Here is a 3,275-nt window from a genome sequence, read left to right on the forward strand (position 1 = left end):
AAGCTCTTTAACAATTTGGAAAAGCTGATAAAAGATTATCTCAACGAACATGAGTTTAAAACAAGTGTTCTTGGTGTTATAGGTGAAATCGTACTTGGAGCGTTGTGCTTTATACACACGGCGTATCCGGTTACTAACTGACCCTGTTTAGGGTTGTATGGTTAAGTGACGAAGCGTAAACGGTGGATGCCTTGGCAGTCAGAGGCGATGAAGGACGTGCTAATCTGCGAAAAGCTGTGGTAAGCCGATAAGAGGCATTTGAACCACAGATATCCGAATGGGGAAACCCAGTGCATTCAGTGCACTATCAGAATGTGAATACATAGCATTCTGAGGCGAACCGGGGGAACTGAAACATCTAAGTACCCCGAGGAAAAGAAATCAACCGAGATTCTGGGAGTAGCGGCGAGCGAAACCGGATTAGCCCTTAAGGTTTAGGGGAGCCAGTGGAATGTTCTGGAAAGGACAGCGACACAGGGTGATAGCCCCGTACACGGTGGCGAACTTAAACTGAAAACGAGTAGGACGGCCCACGTGGTAGGTTGTCTGAAGATGGGGGGACCATCCTCCAAGGCTAAATACTCCTGACTGACCGATAGTGAACCAGTACCGTGAGGGAAAGGCGAAAAGAACCCCTGTGAGGGGAGTGAAATAGAACCTGAAACCGTTTACGTACAAGCAGTGGGAGCCCTCTTAGGGGGGTGACTGCGTACCTTTTGTATAATGGGTCAACGACTTATATTCAGTGGCAAGGTTAAGCGATTAGTGGAGCCGTAGGGAAACCGAGTGTTAACTGCGCGAATAGTCGCTGGATATAGACCCGAAACCCGGTGATCTAGCCATGGGCAGGTTGAAGATTGGGTAACACCAATTGGAGGACCGAACCGACTAATGTTGAAAAATTAGCGGATGACCTGTGGCTGGGGGTGAAAGGCCAATCAAACCGGGAGATAGCTGGTTCTCCTCGAAAGCTATTTAGGTAGCGCCTCGAGCGAATACCATTGGGGGTAGAGCACTGTTAAGGCTAGGGGGTCATCCCGACTTACCAACCCTTTGCAAACTCCGAATACCAATGAGTACTACTCGGGAGACAGACGGCGGGTGCTAACGTTCGTCGTCAAAAGGGAAACAACCCAGACCGCCAGCTAAGGTCCCAAAGTGCATGCTAAGTGGGAAACGATGTGGAAAGGCTCAGACAGCTAGGAGGTTGGCTTAGAAGCAGCCATCCTTTAAAGAAAGCGTAATAGCTCACTAGTCGAGTCGGTCTGCGCGGAAGATGTAACGGGGCTAAGCATGCCACCGAAGCTGCGGATATGTGCTTTGCACATATGGTAGAGGAGCGTTCTGTAAGCCTGCGAAGGTGAGTTGAAAAGCTTGCTGGAGGTATCAGAAGTGCGAATGTTGACATGAGTAACGATAAGGGGGGTGAAAAGCCTCCCCGCCGAAAGACCAAGGTTTCCTGTCCAATGTTAATCAGGGCAGGGTGAGTCGGCCCCTAAGGCGAGGCAGAGATGCGTAGTCGATGGGAAACTGGTTAATATTCCAGTACTTCGTGTATTGCGAAGGGGGGACGGAGAAGGTTAGGCTAGCGTGGCGTTGGTTGTCCACGTTTAAGGGTGTAGGCAGAATGCTCAGGCAAATCCGGGCATTTAATGCTGAGACCTGATGACGAAGCTCTACGGAGCTGAAGTAGTTGATACCCTGCTTCCAGGAAAAGCCTCTAAGCATCAGATAGACGAAACCGTACCCGAAACCGACACAGGTGGTTGGGTAGAGAATACCAAGGCGCTTGAGAGAACTCGGGTGAAGGAACTAGGCAAAATGGTACCGTAACTTCGGGAGAAGGTACGCTCTTTAGGGTGAAGGAACTTGCTTCTGGAGCTTTGAAGAGTCGCAGATACCAGTTGGCTGCAACTGTTTATTAAAAACATAGCACTGTGCAAACACGAAAGTGGACGTATACGGTGTGACGCCTGCCCGGTGCCGGAAGGTTAATTGATGGGGTTAGCGCAAGCGAAGCTCTTAATCGAAGCCCCGGTAAACGGCGGCCGTAACTATAACGGTCCTAAGGTAGCGAAATTCCTTGTCGGGTAAGTTCCGACCTGCACGAATGGCGTAATGATGGCCAAGCTGTCTCCACCCGAGACTCAGTGAAATTGAAATCGCTGTGAAGATGCAGTGTACCCGCGGCTAGACGGAAAGACCCCGTGAACCTTTACTACAGCTTGACACTGAACACTGAGCCTGCATGTGCAGGATAGGTGGGAGGCTTAGAAATACTGACGCCAGTTGGTATGGAGCCACCCTTGAAATACCACCCTTGTTGGCTTGGTGTTCTAACCTTGGTCCCTTATCGGGATTGGGGACAGTGTCTGGTGGGTAGTTTGACTGGGGCGGTCTCCTCCCAAAGAGTAACGGAGGAGCACGAAGGTTGGCTAAGTACGGTCGGACATCGTACGGTTAGTGTAAAGGCATAAGCCAGCTTGACTGCGACACAGACACGTGGAGCAGGTACGAAAGTAGGTCTTAGTGATCCGGTGGTTCTGAATGGAAGGGCCATCGCTCAACGGATAAAAGGTACTCCGGGGATAACAGGCTGATACCGCCCAAGAGTTCATATCGACGGCGGTGTTTGGCACCTCGATGTCGGCTCATCACATCCTGGGGCTGAAGTCGGTCCCAAGGGTATGGCTGTTCGCCATTTAAAGTGGTACGCGAGCTGGGTTTAGAACGTCGTGAGACAGTTCGGTCCCTATCTGCCGTGGGCGTTGGAGAATTGAGAGGGGCTGCTCCTAGTACGAGAGGACCGGAGTGGACGAACCGCTGGTGTTCGGGTTGTCATGCCAATGGCATTGCCCGGTAGCTACGTTCGGGACTGATAACCGCTGAAAGCATCTAAGCGGGAAGCAGGCCTCGAGATGAATTCTCACTAGACTATTTAGGTCTCTAAAGGGCCGTCCGAGACGAGGACGTTGATAGGCAGGGTGTGTAAGTGCTGTGAGGCATTGAGCTAACCTGTACTAATGACCCGTGAGGCTTAACCATACAACACCTAAGCGGTGTTGAGCCGATAATGGCGAGAATACTTGTTGCTTATGGGTTGAGAGTCAGCTTTTTCAGATTAAAGAGCACTAGTTTATGCCTGGTGGCCATAGCGTTGTGGAACCACCTGACCCATGTCGAACTCAGACGTGAAACGCAACAGCGCCGATGATAGTGTGGGGTTTCCCCATGTGAAAGTAGGTCACTGCCAGGCTTCGAATTGAGCCCCATCC

Annotated in this window: 2 rRNA genes; both read left to right on the plus strand. The window is 51.1% G+C overall.

From position 1 onward, the window contains the following. The first annotated feature begins 159 nt into the window (after positions 1-159). Positions 160-3,045: ribosomal RNA gene (locus EV690_RS03015) — 23S ribosomal RNA — on the plus strand. 96 nt (positions 3,046-3,141) lie between these two features. Continuing rightward, positions 3,142-3,256, plus strand: a 5S ribosomal RNA gene (gene rrf, locus EV690_RS03020). Positions 3,257-3,275: the final 19 nt, after the last annotated feature.

This window comes from Celerinatantimonas diazotrophica (genome assembly GCF_004339545.1).
In the GTDB taxonomy this organism is placed as follows: Bacteria; Pseudomonadota; Gammaproteobacteria; order Enterobacterales; family Celerinatantimonadaceae; genus Celerinatantimonas; species Celerinatantimonas diazotrophica.